The organism is Paenibacillus sp. J31R34, from assembly GCF_059383715.1.
The window spans coordinates 1,105,027-1,129,383 of sequence record NZ_JBXENU010000001.1; the positions used below are offsets into that span (position 1 = coordinate 1,105,027).

8 protein-coding genes are annotated in these 24,357 nt (G+C 51.4%); all 8 read right to left on the reverse strand.

The annotated features are described in order from the left end of the window. Positions 1-62: 62 nt before the first annotated feature. Positions 63-1,124: an HAD-IIIC family phosphatase gene (locus AC50YG_RS04680; RefSeq protein WP_473755560.1), complete on the reverse strand. Its 1,062-nt coding sequence runs from the start codon at positions 1,122-1,124 to the stop codon at positions 63-65. 14 nt (positions 1,125-1,138) lie between these two features. Then, positions 1,139-2,311, reverse strand: a complete 1,173-nt coding sequence (locus tag AC50YG_RS04685) for an acyl-CoA dehydrogenase family protein (protein ID WP_494825032.1) — start codon at positions 2,309-2,311, stop codon at positions 1,139-1,141. Positions 2,312-2,313: 2 nt separating this feature from the next. Further along, complete coding sequence (locus AC50YG_RS04690) at positions 2,314-2,583, reverse strand: acyl carrier protein (RefSeq protein WP_473755558.1); 270 nt, start codon at positions 2,581-2,583, stop codon at positions 2,314-2,316. 63 nt (positions 2,584-2,646) lie between these two features. Further along, positions 2,647-3,513 (reverse strand): 3-hydroxyacyl-CoA dehydrogenase family protein, encoded by an 867-nt coding sequence (locus tag AC50YG_RS04695; RefSeq protein ID WP_494825033.1) that lies wholly within the window; start codon positions 3,511-3,513, stop codon positions 2,647-2,649. 54 nt (positions 3,514-3,567) lie between these two features. Further along, positions 3,568-7,191: a non-ribosomal peptide synthetase gene (locus AC50YG_RS04700; protein ID WP_494825034.1), complete on the reverse strand. Its 3,624-nt coding sequence runs from the start codon at positions 7,189-7,191 to the stop codon at positions 3,568-3,570. A gap of 45 nt (positions 7,192-7,236) precedes the next feature. Then, a complete protein-coding gene (locus tag AC50YG_RS04705) occupies positions 7,237-12,465 on the reverse strand; it encodes an SDR family NAD(P)-dependent oxidoreductase (protein ID WP_494825036.1) in 5,229 nt (1,742 codons plus the stop codon). Between the two features lie 39 nt (positions 12,466-12,504). Beyond that, positions 12,505-20,331, reverse strand: coding sequence for an SDR family NAD(P)-dependent oxidoreductase (locus AC50YG_RS04710; RefSeq protein WP_494825038.1), 7,827 nt, complete (start codon positions 20,329-20,331; stop codon positions 12,505-12,507). 15 nt (positions 20,332-20,346) lie between these two features. Then, positions 20,347-24,354, reverse strand: a complete 4,008-nt coding sequence (locus AC50YG_RS04715; protein ID WP_494825039.1) for an SDR family NAD(P)-dependent oxidoreductase — start codon at positions 24,352-24,354, stop codon at positions 20,347-20,349. Between the last annotated feature and the right edge of the window lie 3 nt (positions 24,355-24,357).

A 24,357-nucleotide genomic window follows, 5' to 3' on the forward strand; every position in this document is an offset into this window, starting at 1 on the left:
TAAACGCTCTAGCCGATGTTCATCGTGAAGCTGTCTTATTTATTTATTTATTTATTAATTCATTAAACACGGCTGATTAAGGTGAGATAGTCTGGAGCACTTTGCAAATGAGCGGCATCATGCTCGAAGATGAGCAGTCCATCCTGCTCCTCCACTTCCTTGAAGCCGGCAAATTTATACGTAAGCAGCATCATGCGATTACGGTCTGTAGGCACGAACTCGGCGCGTAGTACCGCTCCCGCATCATGCGCCATCTTGGCGACGTATTGCAGCATGATACTGCCTACTCCTCTAGACATAACACGGCATGACATTAACAACAGCTTCAGCGTCCAAATGTTGTCCTTGCATTCAAGCAGCGTTAAACCGATTTTGCCGTACGTGCCGTATTTATCCTCCAATTCGGATATAAGCAGCTTGTGGTTCGGTGAATGACGAAATTCATCCAATTCCTCATAGGAGTAGGTGTAGCCGGTTGCATTCAGCTGATGAGTTCTTACCGTCAGCTCCTCCGCCCGCTTCAAATCGTCTCCCTCAACCGAAGAAACCGTAAACACCATACCCAGTGAGGCGAGAAACTCCTCCTGCGAGCCATCGAAGCTGGATTCAACTTCATTGCGTACGATATCGCTCATATAGAGGCTTCTGCGGTTCCGGGAGTCCTCCGTAATAAAGGTTGGATTAAATTCCGGCCTCTCGAGCAGCCCTTCTGTCTCGGCAGCATCTATGCACAGGACGTCAGGATGGTTGAAGCTGACCTCTTCCCGCTCAAACGGCTGATCGTCGATAAAAGCAATCGTGTCCATCCCGATATTAATCGATTCGACAATCGTCTTGATCGCAGCTGATTTGCGGTTCCAGCTGATTTGCGGATAGATGAAATATTGCTCAATCCCGAGCTCTCTCATTTTCTCCATCGCCACATCATGCTCATTGCGGCTGGCAATCGACTGCAGGATGCCCCGCTCATCCAGCGTTTTAATGACGTTCACAATATCGCTTCGCAGCTCAACAGTCGTATCTTCCATTAAAATACCGTTCCAAATCGTATGGTCCAAATCCCACACGACGCATTTAATTTTACGCTTTGCGGTATCCTTCTTCTCCTCAACATTGTACGCCACAGGCATTCATCTCCTTATGAATTGGCTGTTTGAGCCATGGTCCGCCCTGCTCGGCGGCTTGTCACGAACTGCTGCTCAGCAATTAGCATTTCATGCATCTGCGACGTTCCCTCGATGATTTCATTAATTTTGGCATCTCGGAAATAGCGTTCCACCGGGTACCCGTTATGGCAGCCGTTAGCTCCATGTATTTGCACCGCATCGTTAGTAATTTTGGTCAGCATAGTCGAAGCAAAATATTTAGCCGTCCACGTTTCCATAATGCTGTCGGGATCGCCGCTATCCCGTAAATATCCAACTTTATAGCAAAGCATTCTAGCCGCCTTCACCTGTACGGCCATTTCAGCAATCATCTTCTGAATCAGTTGATTATCCTGGAGTGGCCGTCCAAATTGGACTCTTGTGCTGCCGTATTCTAACGAAGCCTCCAAGCAGGCCTGCGCCAAACCAACGCAGCCGCAGGCTATTGTATATCTGCCGTAATCGAGACAGGGCAGCGCAATATGCGTCAGTCCCATGCCGAGCTTGCCCAGCAAATTTTCTTGCGGAATTCGGCAGTCGGAAAGCACAACTTCGGCGATCATAGAGCCTCTTGCACCAAGCAGGCCGGACATGGGTAGTACCGTTACCCCGAGTCGCTCCCGCTCTACGAGAAATGCCGCTGGCTGGCCCTCGCATTTGGCAAAGATGAGAAACAAGTCAGCAATTTGTGCGATCGTAATCCATTTTTTGCGGCCATTTAATACGTATTCATTCCCGTCTAACTCTGCCGTTGTTGCGATGCTCTTGGCATCGCTGCCAGCGTTCGGCTCCGTTAGGCCAAATGCTGCCAAAGCGCTGCCCGTCGCCAGCTTGGGAAGCCACTCGCTCTTCTGCTGCTCCGTTCCCCAGCGTAAAATCGCAAGGGATACCATTCCGTGAACGGTCAACAAGCTTCTTGCTGAGGAGCAGCCGCGCCCTGCCTCTTCGTTGAGAATGCCTAGGGTCACGTTGTCCAGCTCCATACCGCCGTATTTTTTAGGCAGCATAGATCCCAGATAGCCGGCTTCTGCCATTTTCCGGAGCATATCCGGATGGATACGCTCCTCGCGGTCATTTAGATCAGCTAGCGGCACCATTTCGTTATCAACAAATGCACTGAACTCATTTTGCCAATTTTCCTGTACCTCAGTCAGTTCAATTTTCATCCTTAACCTCCCGAAACTTGTGAAGACTGCTGATCGACTGCTGCTTTCTCTTGAATCAGACTGACCATCCGATTAATAGTGCGGAAGTTGTCCAAATCCATGTCACGGCTATCAATAGTAAGCGCAAACTCCTTCTCCAGAAACATAACCAGCTGCATCGCGAACAGTGAATTTACAAATCCTAGGGCGAAAATATCCTCATCGTCACCAAGCTCATGCTTGCGAAAAAACCGCGATAAAAACTTTTTAATTTTCACTTTCTTTTCTTCCATTATTGACACTCTCCTCATCCCGATTTGGGTGAATCTATTATTAAATCCATTCATGACTAAGCATTAATACGTATAAAATCCTTGACCGCTTTTGCGGCCATGCAGCCCCGCGTCGACCATTTTCCTAAGCAGCGGACAGCAGCGGAACTTCGAGTCCTGATAGCTTTCATAAAGCACATTCAAGGAATGCACGACCGTGTCCAGGCCGATCAAGTCAGCCGTTTCGAGCGGACCCATCGCATGTCCGTAACATTTTTTGAAAATTTCATCGACTTCCTCCGCTGAAGCCACCTGATCCTGCACGACATAAGCAGCTTCATTCATAAACAAATGGGAAATCCGATTGGATACAAAGCCCGGATAGTCGTTAACGACGATCATTTCCTTGCCCATGGCGCCCATAAGCCCGTCAACCGCACGGATACATTCCTCAGAGGTATGATAGCCGCGAATGACCTCGACCGTTTTTTTGGTGGGCACCGGATTCATGAAATGAGTGCCGATCACTTGCGGTGCGCGCTTCGTAACAGCCGCCAGCTTTGTAATGGAAATACAGGACGTATTAATCATAAAAATGCATTCTGGCTGGCAGATGCCATCAATAAGCTCATAAATGCCGCTCTTGACGTCCCAATTTTCCGTAGCGTTCTCGATGACAAAGCTGACGTCACTGAGGCTATGATGCTCCGTCGTAAATGCGATGCGGTCCATAATTGAATCCGTTGCCTCCAAGTTCCCTGAGGAGCCGAACAGCCCGCGAAATCGCAGCTGAGTTGCAATTTCCTCCCTAGCTTGTTCAAGCTTCGCATGCTCAATATCGACCAATACAACCGCTAAGCCTGATTGGGCAAGTGCTTGGGCAACCCCTCTTCCCATTACACCTGCTCCGATTACCCCGATTTTCACAGCGATCTCCACTTCTTTCTTCATTGGATTTTGATAGGCCAGCTCCCGCCCCCAGTCCGCTTGCTAGCAAAATGCTGCCTAGTAAGTCGATTGGCTGCCTTCCAGCTCAAGGGTCTGGGGATGCATGACTACGAGCTTTGCCGCGTATTCCCGCTCCAGAGCAAGTGCCGCGTCGAGCTGCACGTTCAGTTCAATCGCAGCCTGTGCGCTTAATTTGGTGGAAAAAACCGCTTTGGCCACTAGGGACCGGATTTGCTTCCAAGCCTCCAGGCTATTCACAACCGCGCTCTGAAGCTCCAAATACCCACCGGCTAATTGCTCATAACGATATTGGTCCACGAGCTTGGCATTTACCATTTGATTAAGCGTATCAAGCAAGCTTTCGCCATAATCTTTAATCAGCTGCCCAGCCTGCAAAGCATGTTTAACCTTTTCCAGAAATCTGCACAGCGCATGCAGGCTTCCATCCAGAAGCTGCTGCCTATGTGCAGCGGCGGAAGCAGTCGTTTCTAGCAAGCTATCAGGTGCAGACCCTACACCATCAGAAGTGACAGCTGAAAATTCATAATAAACAGGTGTTTCGCTGCCAAAATGGTCCATAAAACCAAGATGCCCCTGCAGCGTATCCTCGTAGCTCACCCATCTCTTCTCATAGGTCAGCCTTTCGATATGGTCATGCTCAATAACGCCGAACCTCTGCGTGCTGTCATCAAAGCCGAATACGAGCCATGAATGCGGCCAATGCCTCTTCTGGTACGTTTCCGTCCGGTCTGAGGCGTAATAGCAGTCAATTCGCACAATGACCGGCTTATGGCTGAGAACCGCTCGTTTGAGTTCCTCGATTACGGAATGGCCGACCTCTCTCGTTTCCATCCCTATGCCCATTCCAAGCAAAAGCTGCTCTAATGGCTTTGCCGCTGCATAATCTACCTGAAAGTGGACCGTGTCCTCGTCATAGCGATAGATGACCGTATCATTTGCTAGAATAGGCAGCAGACTTTGCTGGTAGTAGGATAGAATCGGAAACAGCGAATGATAGAAACATTCCTTGTAAAATAAATCGTTAAACGGTTTGATACGCTCATCATGCCTCAGCGTCATCATTGCTGCACTAGCGAATGTATCAGATCCAGCTGCCGTTTGGCTCCTTTGAGCAAAAGGCGCTGCTGCTTCACCGTTCATCCTCCTCAGAAAACCCCTAATTGTCGGGTAACGGTAAATATCCTCGCTTTCAAAGGAGAATCCCGCTTTCTCCAGTTCGACCTCCAGCTTCAATGCTTTGAGCGAATGTCCGCCGACATTAAAGAAATCGTCGGTTACGCCAATCGTCTCTAGCTCCAGCACAGCCTTCCAAATGAGCAGCAGCTTCTCCTCCTGTTCATCTGCCGGCGGCTCGCCGATGAATAATCCACTGACCGCTTCATAAGGACTGGGCAGCTGCTTTCGGTCTATTTTTCCGTTTGGCGTATACGGAAGCTCACTCAGCGGAATATAGAACGAAGGCAGCATATAATCGGGAAGCCGGGAAGCTATTGCGCTTCTTATGACATCCGCGAGCAGAACGGCCGAGGATACGTAGTAGGCGCAAAGAATGGGGCTCCCCACGCTGTCCACCTGCGCCATGCAAACGGCGGCTTTAATCTGCTCCATGCTCAAAAGTGCAGACTCTATCTCGCCCAGCTCAACTCTAAAGCCCCTGATTTTGACCTGATGATCGATACGCCCCAGAAATTCGATGTCCCCGCCAGGCAGCCGCCTTGCCAGATCGCCTGTCCGGTACATTTTCCCGCCGCTTCCGTTTCCATAAGGGCACGGAACGAATCTATCGGCAGTCAGCTCCTCCCGGTTCCAGTAGCCGATAGCTACGCCATCTCCGGCGATGCACAGCTCCCCAGCCACGCCTTCCGGCAGCAAGCGCAGAAGCGAATCAACAATATACATTTGCGTATTGGCGATGGGTGCCCCCAGCGTAATGCTGCTCGCACTCGTCACATCCTTGACAGAGGACCACACCGTCGTCTCTGTTGGACCATACATATTGTAAATACTTGTCCCTCTGCACCTTTCTCGAAGCTGGTGAAGCAGCTCATCCGGGAAAGCTTCCCCGCCTACCATAAGCGTCGTTATTTGATCCATGCCTGCTTCCGCCCCGTTATCATTCAGCAGCAGTTGAATCCGGGAAGGCGTCGCCTGCAGCAGCTCGATCCGATTATGCGTCAGCCACCGCTGGAGTAAGGCTGGATTTTGCTGCTCCTCTTCGCCCGCAATGACGACAACCAGACCTTGTGTCAGCGGCAGGAGCGTCTCCAGCACGAATATATCGAAGCAAAGCGTTGTAACGGCAGCAATTGTTTTTCCTCCGGTGAAGGCAGGAATTCGGGTTGTAATGCCCGTAATAAAATTAACGACTGCCTTGTGCGGAACCAGCACACCTTTCGGCAGGCCAGTAGAGCCCGATGTATAAATTAAGTAAGCAGCATCCTCCGGGTCGTTCACATTAGACAGCAGAGGATCGAATTGTCCATATATCCGTCTGTCGTCGAGATTTACGGTTTCCCCTTGAAAATCAACATGGCTGATTAGTCCATCCTGTGTAAGCAGTACGCCCGCACCGCTGTCGGCCAGCATATGCTTGATCCGGTCCGGCGGATAAGTTGGGTCAATGGGCAGATAGGCACCCCCAGCCTTGAGCACCGCCAAAATAGCAACCATCATTTCCAAAGAGCGATTCGTCATGACAGCGGCAACCCGCTGCCTGCCAATCCCCTTGCTGCGAAGCAGGCAAGCTAGCCGGTCCGAGCGATCTTTAAGCTCCCCGTAAGAAAGCTCATTCCCGTCAAAACGCAAGGCGGTCCAATCTGCCGTATGGAGGGCCTGACTGTCAAAGAGCTCATGCACCGTTTTATCCTTTGGATAAGGTACAGGCGCCAGATTAAACCGATCAAGCGCGTCCATTTCCTCCTGTGTAAGCATGCTTATCTGGTTCAGCAGCCTATCGGTACTGTGAAGCACCTCGCCGAGAAAGCTCACAAAGTGGTTGAAAAGCCGTTCCATGTATCGCTGCGAATACATGGAACGTTCATAAAGCAGCTCCAAATGAAGGCGATTGCCTTCATTTATGAAATAAAAGGTAACCGATGCTTTCGAGTCCTGCATGTATATGGGTGCATGCAGCGTATTCAGCGCAACGACTGTTTTAAAAGCATGGACAACGGCTTCAGGGTCCTGCTTAAGCAGCCTGATGATAGCTGGAAAAGGAATGTGCCTGTACTTCCTCGCCTCCTGCACCGTTTGGCCAACGCGCTGTAAATATTCCTTGAAAGACAACGCTTCATCAATAGGAACCTGCAGGGCGATCAACCGGTTGGGAGCCGTGCTTTCTGCCGTTTGTTGTCCGGATGGCATTCCGGCAGTCACGATCTGCTCACCTGAATATCGATGAAGCATATAGAGCGCACCTGACAGCAAAAATGCATACAGGCCTTGCTGGGAGTTCCTGCAAACGGACAGCAGCCTTTCAGTCAAAGCAGGCGGAATCGGGCCCTTAATTAAATCGACCGCTCCCTGACGCAAGCCAGCATCTTTCAGATCGCCCTCAAAGGCAGTCGGCTCAGCTGAAGGATCGAGCTTGCTGAGCCAATACTCCCGTTCCTCCTGCCACTTGCCACTCGAGAGCAGCATATTTTCCGAATAGGAATCCATATTCATTCCCTCCCTTCTTTTCTACATGCTTGATGGCACAGGCGCCTATAAATTAAAGGAGATTTCCTCATCATCCTCATATAACGGCACATCGGTTTTGCTGCTGGACAATTCAATATTTTGCAAAAGGATATCGGGCTTCTTAGCGATCGCATCAAGAATGCTCATGTAATCCTCCAACATCCGCTCCGCTGTTTGCATATAATAAAGCCGCGAATTGTACTCCAGCCGAAGTCGAAGCATTCCGCCCTGCTCCATCGCCTCCAGCGTCAGTTCATAATCGGTCAGATTGTAAATCTCATCGATAGAATGGCCAATCGCTCTTTCATCAACAGCCACATTTTGATAAATAAATACCGTATCGAACAGCGGGTGGCGGTTCGCGCTTCTCTTCACGTTCAACTGCTGAATCAGCTCGTCCAGCGGGTAATCCTGATTGTCGAAAGCCTGTATAGCGCTTGCTTTAATATGCTCCAGGCAGCTTAAGAAAGTCAGCTCCTTGCGGGGATTAACCCGCATCGCCATCATATTGATAAACATGCCGAGAATTTTGTCCATTTCCCGCTTTGGCCGTCCTGTAACCGGTGATCCGATGACAAGGTCGTCTTGCGCAGAATATTTGGACAGCAGCACGGCATAAGCGGCGAGCAGCAGCATATACATCGTCGTTCCTGATAAGCTTGCCAGCTGTTTCAGCTTCTCCGTCAGTTCGCGGTCAGCCAAGCTCATCACTAAACCGCCTTCAAAAACAAAATGCTCGGGTCTTGGCTGATCTGTCGGCAGGCGCAGCACGGGGATTTCGCCCGCAAACGTCTCTTCCCAGTAATGCTGCTGGCGCTTCATTTGCTCCGTCTGCGCGAACGCGAGCTGCCACTCCACATAGTCCTTGTATTGATAAGGCAGGGCAGGCGGCGTTTCGCCCTTGTACAGCTGCACAAGCTCCCTCATGAATATTTCCATCGATACGCCATCCGTAATAATGTGGTGGGCATCGTACAGCAGGTAATATTTTGCCTCCTCTACCTTCACAAGGCCCAGCCGGAAAAACGGCGGTTCATTCAAATTAAACGGCTGCTTAAACCGATTAATAATGTCTTTAGCCTCGGCCTCTCCTGCTTCCCAATAACCCATCTCAAATGGGACTTGTCCGCTGATCACTTGGACAATTTCCCCTTCCATGCTCGTAACGGCTGTTCGCAGCACCTCATGCCTGTCAATCATGCGGCGTACAGCCAGCTCCATCCGCTCAGGCTCCACCCGGATGTTCAGCACTGAAACTCTAAACTGATTGGCGCTTGTCAGCTGCGGTTCCCGTTTAAAGCCAAGGAACATGCGCTTCTGGGCGTGGGAAGCTGGATAATACGGCTTTGCACCCGCCTTCTGCATAGGAGGATACTGGCCGGAGCGGACAGGTCCAAGGCTGGCGGTTTGCTTTTGCAAGTGCTCCGCCAGTTGAACGATGGTCGTATGTTCGAATAAATCGCTGATGGACACCGATTCGAACGTGTGCGTCTCGATCTCGCCTTGGAGCTTCATTAATACGAGTGAATCCGCGCCCATTTCAAAGAAGTTGTCATAGATGTCAATCTCCTCATAGCCGAGGACAAGCTTGCAGCATAAGGCAAGCTTCTGCTCGAGCTCCGAGTAGCTGCCAGCCTCCCGGCCAAGCAGGACGACACCGTCCGCACTGCGTTCCTTTTTTTGTCCACTGTGGCCGCTTGGCTTGCGTTTGCTGTCTTTCTTCGCCGCAATCCGCTTCCGAATCGAATCGGAGCAAGCTACACCGGAGCGCTCAAGCAGCATCGCTCCTGCCCCGTCATAGTGGATTTGCCCAACTAACGCTCTGCTCACACCGCTCTTGAGCAGTTTTGCAAATCCTTCAAGCCCTTTCTCGGTCGACAGCGTCTTGAAAATCGTATCGAATACGTGTCCGCCGTCAAAGGCCATTCCGGTTTCCTTCCACGTCGTCCAGTTTACCGTAATCGTACGTCCGCCTCTTCTTTGACGATAAGGCGCATAAGCATCCAAATAGGCGTTAGCCGCCGCATAATCCCCTTGCCCAAAGGCGCTGAATATGGTCGCGACCGACGAGAACATAATGAAAAAATCTAACTGCTGATCTTGCGTAAGCTTATCGAGCACCCAAGTACCGTACACCTTCGGTGCATAGATGGCCTCGAACATATCATCGCCTCTGTCAGCAAGCGGCCCGTCATTTGAGACGCCTGCACCGTGCACAATACCCCGTATTTGCCCATATTTGCTTTTCAAATCAGCGATAACCTGCTCCATAGCTCCATAATCGGCTGCATCGGCACCGATGCATTCTACCGTCGCTCCCAGCAGCTCCAGCTCCTTCACCGTAAGAAGCCGCTTTCTCAGCTTGTCCGAAGCGCTGCTGCCCTCAAGAACAGCCTGCCATTCCGCGCGCGGCGGCAGCGGAGTTCGGCTAATTAAAGCTAAATTGACCTTGCTCTGAGCTGCAAACCATTTCGCCATTTCCAGCCCAATGCCGCCTAGTCCACCGGTAATCAGGTATACTCCTTGCTCCTGCAAGTTCAAGCCTTGGCTAGTTTCCGACTGCTCGCTCGGCAGCTCGGCAAATATTTCGGTGTATCTGTCGCCATTTCGAAGCGCAACTCCATACACATCAATTGCCTGAAGCTCCCCCATAAGCTGTTCGTGCACCGCAGATTCCTCTATATCGATAAATTTGCAGGCAACATCGGGCAGCTCCTTGGCGATAACCTTGCCCATGCCGTATATAGGAGCATGATCGGGTATAAGCAGCTTCTCAGCACCTGTAGCCTCTACAGCATTACTAGTGAGGATATGCAGCGCAATTGGCTGCTGGATTTCCGCCTGTGCCAGCGCTTTTGTTAAATAAAACAGGCTATAGGCACCGCTTGTCTGCCGCCGCTTCAGCATCTCCAGCGTATCGCTGACGTCCTGTGTGTTCAGCGCTAACAGGTGAATGATTTGGCCAAACGGCTCATCCTTCAATGCCTGCATAAGCTGGACATAGCTTGCCTTTGTTCCGTCAATTCGGTAGCCTTCGGCGCTTGAGCTGGCCGTGCAGCCAAAGGGCACATCGTCCTCCGCAAGCTCCACCTCGATAACCACCCTGCCGCTTTCCCGCAAAGATGCTGCTACTGACTGTCCGACTCCCGCCTGATCCATAAATATGACGGCTGCTCCTTCAATGACGGAAGGCACGGGGATTCTGCTGCACTTGCGCCACTGCATGGCGTAGAGCAGCGTATCTTCAGTCCCGTCTTTGCCGCTCCGCTGCGGCATATTAAGCTCTAGCCAGCACCGCTGTTTCTCAAAGGCGTAGGTTGGCGCATACGTTTTGCGATGGGCTTCGCCCTGATACAGCTCCTCCCAATTGACATCCGCACCGCGGACATACAGGCTGCCAATATCTTGAAGCAGCTGCGTATCCGTTTTGCCAGTGCCGATGAACTGCCGAACCTTCTCGGAGGCGGTGCGTGTCAGTTCCGCATGCTGCGGTTTCTTAATTTCATTTTCAGCCAATACCTGCTTATTTCCCGAGACGACCTTGTGTCTGCCGTAGTGCATATCATTGTGAATGCTTTCTTCAAGGGCATTGCTCGCCATAAGAGCAATTTTGCGCCTTAAGTCAGCGGCATTCTCGAAAATGATGGCAATGCGGTGCGCATAATGGCCTCTGCCGGTGCTAGCCGTATAGCATAAATCCCGAAGCGGGATTTGTGCCTCCCGGTTTAAGAACTGCTCGTAGCGAGCTACAATTCCAAGCAGCGGCGCCATGCTTTTGGCCGATATCGCAAGGATATGGGGCATCCCAGCGTAGACATCCTCGGCCTGCTCCGGCTGCTGCGGTGGAACATACTCCTCCAGAACGATATGGCAATTGGTTCCGCTCAGGCCAAAGGCGCTGATGCCGCATCTGCGCGGATGCTCGGCAGCTTCCCACTCCCGCAATTGGGTGTTGACGTAGACCGGTGAATCACTAAAGCTAATCGCCCCATTCGGACGGTTGAAATGGGCTGTAGCCGGTATTTTGCGATGCTTTAACGACAAAGCGCCCTTGATAACGCCGGCAATGCCGGCGCATTCGTACAAGTGGCCTACGTTTGTCTTAACCGTGCTGACTGCGCAAAACTGCTTCCGGTTCGTATGCTTTTTGAAGGCCCTATACAGCCCTTCAATTTCGAGCGGATCGCCAAGCCTCGTGGCTGTGCCATGCACTTCAATGTAGGAAAGCGTCTCGGGATCAATGCCAGCGTCCTTCCACGCTTTAAGCAGAACCTCGGCTTGGGCAGCCGAATTGGGAGCGGTTATGCCGATTGAAGTGCCATCCTGATTAATGGCGCTGCCCTTAATAACTGCGTAAATTCGGTCCCCATCCTTTACAGCCTGGCTTAGCGGCTTTAGCAAAACAGCAGCACTGCCTTCTCCCCAGCCAGCGCCCTCGGCTTCTGCGTCAAACGTCCGCGTCCGTCCATCCACCGCCTCAACACCCAGCTTCAGGCCGGAGTTGTCGATAGGCAGAAGATTGAGCCTGATACCGCCCGCAATCGCCATTTTGCAGTCGCCATTATGAATGGCCTTGCTGGCTAGATGAATGGCAACCGATGAGGAGGAGCAGGCCGTATCCAAAATAAGCGTCGGCCCCTTCAAATCAAGCATGTAGGAAATTCTCGTCGGAAGCATGGCGGCAATGTTGCCTGTCAATGCGGTTGCCGCTGATTCTGGCTCGGTTTCCAGTATCATGGAATGATAGCTTGAGCTGCTGGAGTAGCCCACGTATACGCCGGTATGACTTCCTACAAGCTTATTCCCGCCATAACCCGCATCCTCAATGGCTTCCCAGGCCGTTTGCAAAAATATACGCTGGGACGGATCCATCAGTGCAGCCTCATTCGGCGTTATGCGGAAAAAGCCATAATCGAAGGAAGCGATATCGTGCATATAAGCACCAGGGGAATATTTTAATTCCCAGCCCATTTCATCCAGCATGTTGGTCAGATAGCCGTCAATGTCTGCGCTTCTCTCTTGCGGAAAGGCGCCTATTAAATCAACGCCGGAGGCGATTTGCCGCCAGAACTCCTCTGAGGAGTCGGTTCCCGCTATATGGGAGGCCATCCCGATAATGGCGATGTCCTCCTTGCGGTTATCCTCTTGCTCTGCCTGTGCCTGCCTAAGCAGTGTGACCATGCGAATCGCATCTTCTTTTTCGATTTTTCCTTCGGTAGCTCTCTTGAGAATATAGTGGTACAGCTTATCCATAGCCTTTTACCCTCCGGGCGTCCAAAGTTGCTGCGCCAATTACTTTTTCCTTGCTTCGCTGCTGTCTTGTCCGGTCTTCGTCAACTGGTCAATCGCCTGTTCAATGGAGAGCGTACCCTTGTCCAGTTCCTCCATTAACCGCTTCGTATCCTCCTCCAAGCTGGCGCCAGCACTTACCTGCTGCAATACTTGCGACACTTCGCGGTCATACGCAAGATGTTCCAGAGCTTCTGTGCCTGCTGCATCCTGCTCCTCTTCATCCTCCCGCATGTACTGCTGCAGCTTGCTGACGGAGGTGTATTCGAACAAATCCAGCAATCTAATCTTGCCCGGATAATGCTTTTCCAAAGAAGCATGAACTCTGCCAAGTAAAATCGAGTCGCCGCCAAGCTCGAAGAAATTATCGTCCATATCGATTTCATTAAAGCCAAGTACCTCGCAGTAGATTTCCGCCAGCTTCGTTTCCAGATCGGTGTATTCCCCGTCTTTTCCCGTAAGCTTGATTTCTCCTTCGAAACGTCTTTGCGAAGCCAGCTGCCTTGCCTCCCAGCGCTTCTGGGACCCCGTTATAGCAGCGTCTATCGGCGCATCCAGCAGCTGCGGAACGAGACCAAGCTCCCACAGCAGATCCGAGCCGTAGTTGAGCTCCCCGATAAGAACGTTCGATACGCTCCGGTTCAAAGCTTCGTCCAGACCGCGCATGGCCACTGCTGTAGGCAGCGCCTTGAAGGCTCCGTCTGCATTGACGCCAAACTCTACGGCCATGCCGGTTTCCTTCCAGGCGACCCAGTTGATGGACAGCGCTTTTTGCTGATTCAACGTTTTGTGTTTGGCAAATGCATCCAAAAACGTATTAGCTGCGCAGTAATCTCCCTGCCCTGGCACTGCAAAACGCGAGCTCATGGAGGAGAACATCAGGAAGAAATCTGGTCGATCCTGCTCGGTCAGCTTGTCGAGAATCCATGTTCCAAACACCTTCGGATGAACAACCTCGTTGAACACGTGCTCTTCCTTCAAATAAAGGAAGCCATCGCCGCCTACACCGGCGCCATGGACGATACCGTTAATGCGTCCAAAACGTTCTCGCAGCCCGCCAACCAACTCTTCCATTTGTTGTAAATTGGCGATATCGAGACTGTAGCATTCGACATGAGCACCCATTGCTTCAATCTCGCGAACGGCTTTCATTCTCTGAATAGCCTTCCGGTCGGTTCTGCTGTTGCGGTCGATAATATCATCCCATGTCCCTTTGTCTGGCAAAGGCGTACGGTTAATGAGCGCAATATTGACTTGCTTTCTCGCTGCCAAATATCTGGCCGTCTCGATTCCCATGCCGCCTGTGCCGCCCGTAATGAGATATATCCCTTCTTCCCTAACTTCGATCGGCTGCTCGTTTGCTTCTTGTACGCGGTATTCTTTGAAAATTTCGGCATACCGCTCATTGTCGCGGAAAGCGACCATATAATACGACGGTGCTGCCAATATTTCGCGCATGACCGTCTCCAAACTCGTCGCTTCATCAATATCAATAGCACGGCACAGCATGCTCGGCAGCTCTTGCCTTGCGGATTTTCCAAGTGCCAGGAGCGGTGCATTCCATGGATTGACACGGGATTCGCGGCCGCTTACAACATCTACATGATCCGATATAATAACCGTATCGGTTACAGCGCTTAACCCCACCTGGGCTACCGCTTTGGATAAGTAAAACAGGCTGTAGACGCCTCTATACTGCGTCTCATTAAAGCCGTTCCAGTCTACCGCCATGCCTTCCGGCACGATGCTGAACAGGTGGATCATTTTGCTCCAGGTTCTGCCCTTATTATCCCTCAGCAGCAACACATAATCTTCCACCGTACCACTTACGTGATAGCTGCCATCATCCAGCTTGGCATACTGCTTTCGCAAATAAACTTGAACGGTCTCGGTTCCTCTTCGGTTCCACTCATCAGCGAGAGATTGTCCTAAGCCCTTCTCGTCCATAAAGATGAGAACAGGTCCAGCCTGTGTAGTCTGCTCGGCCATTAGCTGCTCCTGCCTTACCCACTGTCCCCCGTAATACAAGCCGCCAGCCGTTACTTCTGTCACAGCTTGCTCGTATTCGGGAATCTCAACCCAGCAGCGTTCACGTTCGAACGGATAGGTCGGGAGGCTGATCCGGTGCAGCTCTTCACCGAAGTAGAATGGTTCCCAATCGGTTTCTACACCTTGTACATAAAGCTCACAAATTTGCGACAGGCTGCTAGCATCAGAGCGTTCCCCATCTACATAATCGTCGACTAATTGTCCGAACTGCTTCGTCATGCTTATCCGCTGGCTTTCCGAAATTTCGCCCTCGGATTTTTTCGCTTTCGTTTCCGATACGATTTTGTGGTAGCCATAGTACAACCAAGGCTGTTTTAGGTTGTCGAACCCGTATTCGTCCACCTCACTAAGCTTCCGGTTGAAATCCTCCACATCGTTAACGATAAGAATCAGCCTGTGCGCGTAGTGGCCACGCCCAGTGTTGGCAGTATAACAAGCATTGCGGAAGGCAGCAGCTGAACCGTCGCCAAAACGCTGCGATTTATATTGGCTGACTAGGCGTCGAAGCGCAGTTTCCGTCAGTGCGGAGAGTGTAAACAGCTGCGGACGGAGGCTAAGCCTCTCCTCGCCATGCAGAAGTAGGGTTTCAGCTCCCAAATACTCTTCCATAACGACATGGCAGTTCGTTCCGCTCATGCCGAAGCCGCTCACACCGCATCTGCGCGGATGGCCTTCCGTCTCCCATAATTTACGGGTTGCATTGACGTATACTGGTGAGTTCATAAAGTCGATTTTTCGGTTTGGGCGGTTAAAATAAAGGTTTGGCGGTAGCTCCTTGTTTTTGAGCGTCAAAACCGCTTTAATGACGCCCGCGATGCCCGCAGCCTCCGATAAATGCGTCAAATTCGTTTTTGATGATCCGACCGCGCAAAATTGTTTCTTCTGGGTATAGCGTTTAAATGCGCGCCCAATACCCTGAATTTCAATCGGATCTCCTAGTTGGGTGCCCGTCCCATGCGTTTCAATGTACGTAACTGTCTCAGGATCAATAGCGGCATCTTCCCATGCCTGAATAATGACTTCCTCTTGAGCAGCTGGGTTTGGTGCGGTCAAGCCAGCGGAGCTTCCATCTTGATTCGATGCGCTTCCCTTGATGACAGCATAAATATTGTCCCGATCCTCGATCGCCTTCTGAAGCGGCTTGAGCAGAATCGCTCCTACCCCTTCGCCTGTTCCCGTGCCTTCGGAGAGCTCATCAAACGCCCTTGTTTTGCCGTCACCCGACTCCATGCCGATGCCTCTTGGCGAGCCTTTGCGGAATATAGGCATCATATTCAGCCGTACCCCGCCGGCAATCGCCATTTCACAGTCGCCCATGCGTATCGATTTGCAGGCCAAATGCACGGAGGTCAAGGAGGAAGAACAGGCTGTATCGATAACGACGCTCGGGCCCTTTAAATCAAACAGATAGGATACCCGGCCTGTTGCTACCGAAGCGGTATTGCCGACTAGCGAAGCACCTTCCGACTGCGGCTCAACCTCGCTAATGAAGCGATGGAAATAGACCATATTGGAAGCAAAGCCTAGGTAAACCCCTGTTTTCGTGCCGTAGATCTTTTTGCCTCCGTAGCCCGCATCTTCAATGGCATGCCATGCCGTCTGCAAAAACAGACGATGGTTCGGGTCAGTCGTGCTCGCTTCCTTCGGTGACATTCGGAAAAAGCGATAGTCGAACTTGTCTATTTCGTCCAAATAACTGCCCTGCTCGTAGTCGACCGCATTGAGCGGCCAGCCCTTGAAGGCAACGTATTTTTCCATATCCTTTCTTCGTACATCTGGATAGCCGCTGCCGTTATCGACGCCAGCTTGCAGCGCTCCCCAGAATTCCTCGTTCGTGCTCGCCTTAGGGAACTGGAAAGACATGCCGATTACGGCAATATCGCTATCCGTTGACAAGGCTTCACGCGCAGCGATCGTCTGCTGAGGCATGCTGCTCTCAGCATCCTGTTCTACGATATATTCCGCCAGCTTGGAAATCGTCGTATGCTCAAACATATCCGCAACCGTTAATAAGCCTGTATAGCGCTTATCCAGTTCAGCGTGGATACGCATCAGCAATATCGAGTCGGCACCAAGCTCGAAAAAGTTGTCGTTAATGTCGATTTCGGCATAACCGAGCGCATTTTGGCAAACCGCGGCAATCGTCTTCTCGGTTTCGTTATAGGCTGCTCCATCACGGCCGGTCAGCTGCACCTCGCCGTTCTTTGCTGCCGCCTTCGGCTTCGCAGTCTTATTCACGCTGGAGCCGGAGCTGGCAAGCTGCTGCTTATAATAATCCAGTCTGCTCTGCAGCGGCTCTGACAGTCTAACCGTCGCTTTCTCAAGCAATATAATGCCCAGCCGGTCGTAGTTGAAGCTGCCGATTAGCGCTCTGCGGCTTTGCTTGTTCAGCAAGGCAGTAAACCCTTCAATACCGCTCGATGTTGGCAACGTTTGGAATATGGTACTTACCGCAACGCCGCTATTTTTCGCCATTCCGGTTTCCTTCCAGGTTGTCCAGTTAATCGTCAGCGACTTCTTGCCCTGCCTGCTTCGATAATGAGTAAATGAATCCATATAAGCATTAGCCGCTACATAATCGCTTTGGGTCGAACCGTAATAAATGGTGGCCACGGATGAGAACATGACGAAGAAATCAAGTTGATCCTCCTCCGTACATTTATTAAGCAGCCACGTTCCATTCACTTTAGACAGGAGCACCTCGCGTATGACGTTTTCCTGCTTGTCCTTCAGCAGCTGGTCGATGGCGACGCCCGCGCCGTGAACGATACCGTCAATTTTTCCATACTCGCTGCGAACTTCCGAAAGCATCGCTCTAAGCTCCGACTCATCGGAAATGTTTGCCTGACACAGCTTAATCTGTGCTCCAGCTGCTTCCAACTCGCGAATGGCGTTAATCTTGTGAATCGATGGCAGATCCGTTCCTATCTGTGCAATCGCATCCCATTGCTTCCGATCAGGCATCGCCGACCGGTTTACGAGGACCAGATTGACAGAAGCTGCACGTGCGGCTAGCGACTTGGCAACCTCAAGGCCGATTCCTCCCGTTCCCCCCGTAATGAGATAAACGCCCTGCTCCTTAATCGCTACAGGCTCATCATTCATGCGATCAAGCTCCATTTGAGCAAATTGCTCGATGTAACGGCCGCCCGCGCGGAAAGCGACAGCATAAGGCGACGAACCTGCGCCATGCATAATCTCTTCCTTCAGCTGCCCCGCATCTGTTTCCTGATCCTTATCAATGCTTCGAACGTTGAACTGCGGATGCTCCTTGCTCACAACCTTGCCGAAGCCAATAGCGGTCGCGTGTTCCGGACGAATGAGCGTCTCCACACCGCTCACTTCTTGGGCACTATCTGTTAGGAGAACAACGTCAAGCTGCTGCTTTCCGTTTGTATGCAGCCAAGCCTTATACAGATAGAAGAGGCTGTATAGTCCTCGTTTTTGACTCTCATCCAACTGCTCTACGCTGTCGATTGGCCCGCTGCTATCCAAATTGAGCATATGGACAATTTGCTGAAGTGACCCCGCTCCAATGTCTTCGAAAAGCCTAATATAATCGCCTTGCGTGTTGCGGATGGTATAAGCGCCAGAATGATGCTGGATGTATTCCTCGCCTAGCGAAACCTTAATCGTATCCCTCTGATCCCCTGCATACGCTGCCTCTAGGGCTTCAGCCATTTGCTTGCTGTCGCCTGTTCCACCAATGAGTAGGACAGCCCCAGTCAAAGCTTCTCCGGATTTGGCAGAACGCTCCTCTTCCGTCCATACAGGCGCGAAGTAAAGACCATCCTCCTTCGTTTCCTCTGACGCTTCCAGCTCGGGAAACTCCAGCCAGCAGCGCGCATTTTGCAGCGCATAGGTCGGCAGGCTGACGCGCAGTCTCCGTTCTCCCTCATAAAGCTCGGTCCAGTTGACATCGCCGCCGCTTGCATAAGTGGAGCAAAGCGAGTGAAGCGACTGCTCATCCAATTTTCCAGATGCAATCCAGCTCTCTAAATGCTGCGCTGCCTCACCGCCAAGATGGCGCTTCTCCTGTTCATCGATTTCACCTGGTTTCGGCGCTGCGTTGGCACGGGCTACACGGTGGAATCCATAGAAGGCCCATGGGGCCGTAAAAGACTCCAGATCAGCTTCCAAGCAAGCACGGATTTTCACATGCAAATCGTCCAAATCAGCAGCCATTAGCGCAAGGCGGTATGCGTAGGTACTGCGACCAGTATTGGCCGTGAAGCATATATTAGAGAGCGCTAAATTACCGCCGCTTTGCTGCAAATATTCATCGTACAGCTGCAGCAGTTCCCGCAGCGCTTTGCTGCTTCTCGCCGAGAGCGTAAATACCTCTGGCCCCGCAGACGAAGGTTCTGCATTCGCTTGCTCTGGCGCTTCCTCCAGCACAAGATGGCAGTTCGTGCCGCTCATGCCAAATCCGCTAACTCCGCCTCGTCTTGGATGCCCGTCCGTTTCCCAATCACGAAGCTTCGTATTGACATACAAAGGCGAATCCGTGAAGGCGATAGAGGAATGCGGCTTTTGAAAATAGATCGTTGGCGGCAGCTTCTTATATTTCAGCGACAACGCCATTTTGACAATACTCGCGATGCCTGCAGCCTCGCTTAAATGTCCGATATTCGTCTTGACGGAGCTGATTGCGCAAAACTGCTTTTTATTCGTATATTTTTTAAAGGCGCCTTCAATGCCTCTAATTTCAATCGGATCACCAAGAATCGTACCTGTTCCGTGTGTTTCAATATAATCAAGCGTCTCCGGGTCGATGCCCGATTCTTCCCACGCCTGCTGGATGACCGAGGTTTGTGATGCCGGATTCGGCACGGTTATTCCCGCTGTCTGGCCGTCATGATTGGCAGCGTTGCCTTTAATGACGGCATAAATATGATCTCCGTCCTTAAGCGCCTTCTTGAGAGGCTTAAGCAGCAATGCGCCTGCACCTTCGCCAACGCCCGAGCCGTCGGCCGTATCGTCAAACGCCCGGGTTCTCCAATCGCCCGACTCAATGCCGATGCGAATGTTTTCATCATCGACTGGAATAATATTCAGCTTAATCCCGCCGGCGATAGCTTGATCGCATTGCCCTGTCTTGATGGCTTGGCAGGCAAGCTCAATGGCTACTAATGCCGACGAGCAAGCCGTATCTACCACAAGTGCAGGCCCTTTCAAATTTAACAAATAGGAGATGCGGGTCGCCGCCATCGCCTGCATATTGCCCACCGTTGCAATCGGTATCAAGGTCGGATCAATATCCATAATCATTTTGCAATACAGATCCTTCGGGCTTTGCGTATAGCCGAGATAAACGCCAGTTTTACTGCCTGTCAGTCTATCGCCACCGTAGCCGGCATCCTCAATTGCCTTCCACGCCTGCTCCAGAAAAATACGCTGATGCGGATCAGTTAAGCTTGCTTCCCTTGGCGACATGCGGAAAAACTCATAGTCAAAGCCGTCAATATCCTCTAAATATCCATATTCTGGATAAATGATTTTATCCTGATCAAGCTGCTTGAACTTGATATAGTCGTCGGTGTCATTTTTACGGTTTTGCGGAATTTGCTTGACCGTATCTATTCCATTTTCAATATTGTTCCAGTATTCATGGATATCCTGGGCTCCCGGCAGCCTGGCAGACATCCCGATTATGGCGATGTCATCCTGCACCTTTGCTCCGCCCTGCTTCAGCATGGCAATCATCTCAACAGCCGTTTCCTTGTCGATGTTGCCGCTTGTCGTCTGATTCACGATAAATGTAAAAATATTGTTCTGCACGATTCTCCTCTTTTCCTACAGATCTTCAATAACGTGAATGGCTTCTTCCAGACTCATATTGCCTTCCGCAAGCTTCTCGAATATGTCTCTTGCTTCCTGACGAACGTCACTGGCTGCTGCAGCCACTGGCTGCTCTTGCTCTTCTTTGTTAATATGCTGCGCCAGCCGCTGAACGGAAGGGAATTCGAACATGTCGGTGATCGTCACCTTGCCCGGATACTCCGTCTCAATCAATTTATGGATTCTCATCAGCAGCAGCGAGTCCCCCCCGAGCTCGAACAAAGTATCATGGATGTCGATTTCCGGATAGCCAAGAATGGTGCTGAAAATATTGGCTACCTCCTGCTCGACCGCATTATAGCCGTCTCCCTGCTTGCCCCGAAGCGCGGCTTTCGAAGGCTTGGAGCTGTTGCTCACGGGGCTGTTGCCTTTCGGTAAAATAATCAGCCTGCCTTGGTCGAGCATAGCGGCATCATAATTTCCATTGGAGATGATCTTATGCCCTTCCTGTTCGAAATTTCCGTTTAACAAGCGGCTGACCCGATCATTCAGCTCTACGGTTAAATCAAATGGAAATGCCATCAGCAAGGACAAATATTCTGGACTTTCGTTCATTTCTCCGATGAGCACCCTCGTCATATTCCGCTGCAGCGCCGTATCCATGCTTTCAATGGCTTGCACGGTAGGTAGCGCCTTATAGAAGGAATCGACGTTAATGCCAAAGCGGACGGACATGCCCGCCTCCTTCCAGGAAACCCAGTTTAACGCCAGCGCATGGCGCTCCTCTTTTCTCCTGTAGGCAGCAAAAGCATCCAAATATGCGTTTCCTGAAACGTAGTCCCCCTGCCCAGCTTCTCCAAGCATCGAAACGCCCGATGAGTGCATAATGAAGAAGTCGAGCTGATCTTGCCGGGTAAGCCTATCCAATATCCAGGTTCCCGCCACTTTCGGCTGCAGCACGTTTTTGAAGATGTTCAAATCCTTCTTAAACAAATAGCCCGCACCAGCTATACCAGCACCGTGAATAATGCCGTTAATTCGTCCAAACTCTTCCCTTAGCCCGTCGATGAGAGCCGCCATCGCTGCATAGTCCGCTATATCTACGCTATGGAGCGTAATACGGCCGCCCAGCGCTTCAATTTCCTGGAGCTTCTGTATTTTACGAATCGCATCCTCGTCCTCGCCGCCTGCAATAACGGCTTCCCACTCCTCCTTCGGAGGAAGCTTGGAACGGTTCACAAGGGCAACATTCACATTTGTCTTGGAGGCCAAATACTTGGCGTTTTCAAGCCCAATGCCTCCGGTACCGCCCGTTATGAGGTAAACCCCGGTATCGCGAATTTCCGTCCTAACTTCCTCCAGCTTGAGCGGATCTATCGGGCCGTACTCCTCCGTATACCGACAGCCTTCGCGGTAAGACACGTGATATTGCTTCGTAAAATGCTCCAATTCCGGCCAGATGGCCTCCACTTGCGTGAAGTCGTCAATATCAACCGCTTTGCATGCGATTTGCGCAAATTCCTGTGGAATAACCTTCCCTAAGCCAACGAGCGTTGCCCATTCAGGACTTAATTCAGCTTCCTGCCCCGTTGCCGCATGCAACAGCTTCGTAAACAACAGCATTTGCCGTTTTGACCTTGGGTCGTGCCTCATGAGCGATCTTGTTAAATAGAGCAGGCTGTATATCCCGTACTGCTGGCTTTGCTCCAGTTGCTCCAGCGTTTCGGCAGCAAGCCTCTCGGATAGTCCGCACATATGCAAAATATGGGTAACGGGACGCCCCAGCAAGTCAGCCATCAGCTTGTCGTAATCGCTTTCACTGCTCGTAAGCGTATAGTGGTTAGCCTCCATCCTCTCAAAGCTACTCCCAAGGGAAGCTACGATGACATTTCGCCCTTGCTCCCGCAGCTTGTCGATCGTCGCCTGCACAAACGGTGGGCGGAATTCGTCCTCGATAATGAGCACATCGGCCATTTGTGCGCGCTCCGCATCCTCTGACAGCTGCTCGGCTCTCCAGTTAAACCCGTAAAATAGACCACGCTCTTCTTCTTCTGCTAGGGACTGTACTTGCTGCTGCAGCGGGGCATCGATCCAGCATCTGCTCCGCTCGAAAGGGTACGCAGGAAGCGTTGCCTTTGAGGGCTTCACTTCTCCAGCCAGCAAATCCCAATCCACATCGGCGCCTTTGACATACAGCCCTGCTACTTGCTCGATTAGGCTGCTCGGCGCATCCGGCTCAGCCCAGTAAGCAGCTATTATAGCCGCCGCCTCTGCGCTTAGCCGTTCCTGCTCCTTTACCTTCAAGTCGTTTGCTTCAAGCGCCTCCTTAGAGGAATCAATGAGCCGGTGAGCCCCGTAATATATCGTTCCTTCGCTTTCATCAAGACGAGCACTGAAGAGCTTGTCCCGCAAATCCGCTATGCTTGACGGAAGCAGCGCTAACCGATGCGAGTAATGGCCTCTGCCAGAATTTGCGGTATAGCAAACCTCATCTAAATTCAGCTGGTCGTTATGCGCCAAATAGTCCGAATAGAGGCTAATTAATTCAAGCAGTACTTGTTCCGACTTGGCAGATAATGTGAACAAACGTGGTGCCACAGACTTTTGCTCCGAGACTGCTTGTGCAGGAGCCTCCTCCAGTACAACGTGGCAGTTCGTTCCACTGATGCCGAAGGCGCTTACCCCGCATCTTCGCGGTCCTCCATCCGTTTCCCAAGCACGCAGCTTTGCGCTTACGTACACCGGCGAGTCTTCAAACGGAATCGACCGATTCGGATGGTTAAAATGGATCGAAGGCGGCAGCTGCTTTGTCCGCAAAGCCATCACGGCTTTTATGACGCTTACGATGCCAGCAGCCTCGCTTAAATGTCCAATATTCGTTTTCACGGAGCTGACCGCGCAAAATTGTTTTTTGCTCGTATGCCTGCGGAAAGCCGAATGAATACCTTGAATTTCAATCGGATCACCCAAATTGGTGCCGGTGCCGTGAGTCTCAATATAAGCAATCGTTTCCGGGTCGATGCCGGCGTTTTCCCACGCCTGCAAAATAACATCTGTCTGTGCTTGCGGGTTTGGCGCGGTCAGTCCTGCGGACCTTCCGTCCTGATTGGTGGCGCTCCCTTTAATGACCGCATAGATGACATCCTTATCTCTCAAGGCGTCCTTTAGCGGCTTCAGAACGATTGCGCCAATGCCTTCCCCTACCCCAGAACCGTTCGAATGGTTATCGAACGTCCGCGACACCCCGTCGGTCGATTCTATGCCGGTCTGCATATAGTCCTTGCTGAGCGGCACCGTATTAATGTTGATGCCGCCAGCAATTGCCATTTCGCAAGTACGGCTGCGCAGCGCCTGGCAGGCCGAATCTATCGCAACAAGCGAGGAGGAGCAAGCCGTATCAATGACCATGCTTGTCCCCTTCAAATCGAGCAAATAAGAAATTCTGCCGGAGATGACCGCGTTCAAGTTTCCGACCAAACCAATCGAAAGCGCAGTGGGATCAATGTCCTCAATCATCTTGGCGTACATGTCCCTATAATTGCTGGCATAGCCGACGAACACGCCTGTCTTTGAGCCCTCCAGCCTGCTTCCTCCGTAGCCCGCATCCTCAACGGCCTGCCAGCTTGTCTCCAGAAACATTCTCTGGCACGGGTCCATCAAGCTTGCTTCACGAGGGGACAACTTAAAAAACTTATAATCAAATTTATCGATTTCCGGCAAATAAGCGCTTTTGTTATAACGGATTTCCTCCTCGGGCACCCCCTTGAATCGAAGGTAGCGGCTAATATCGCTGCTGCGCGTGTCTGGAAAGCCGGTAATGCAATCAACGCCGCTTTCGACAACTTCCCAAAATTCCTCTATCGTGCTCGCAGACGGGAGTTTGGCAGCCATGCCGATAATCGCAATATCGCCGGCATCCGTTACTGCTTCTGTTTCGAGCAGCTTAATCAAGTCAATGGCTACCTGCCTGTCGATCTTTTTGTCCTGAACACCCTGCACCAAATATTTGTACGCCTTGTCCATATT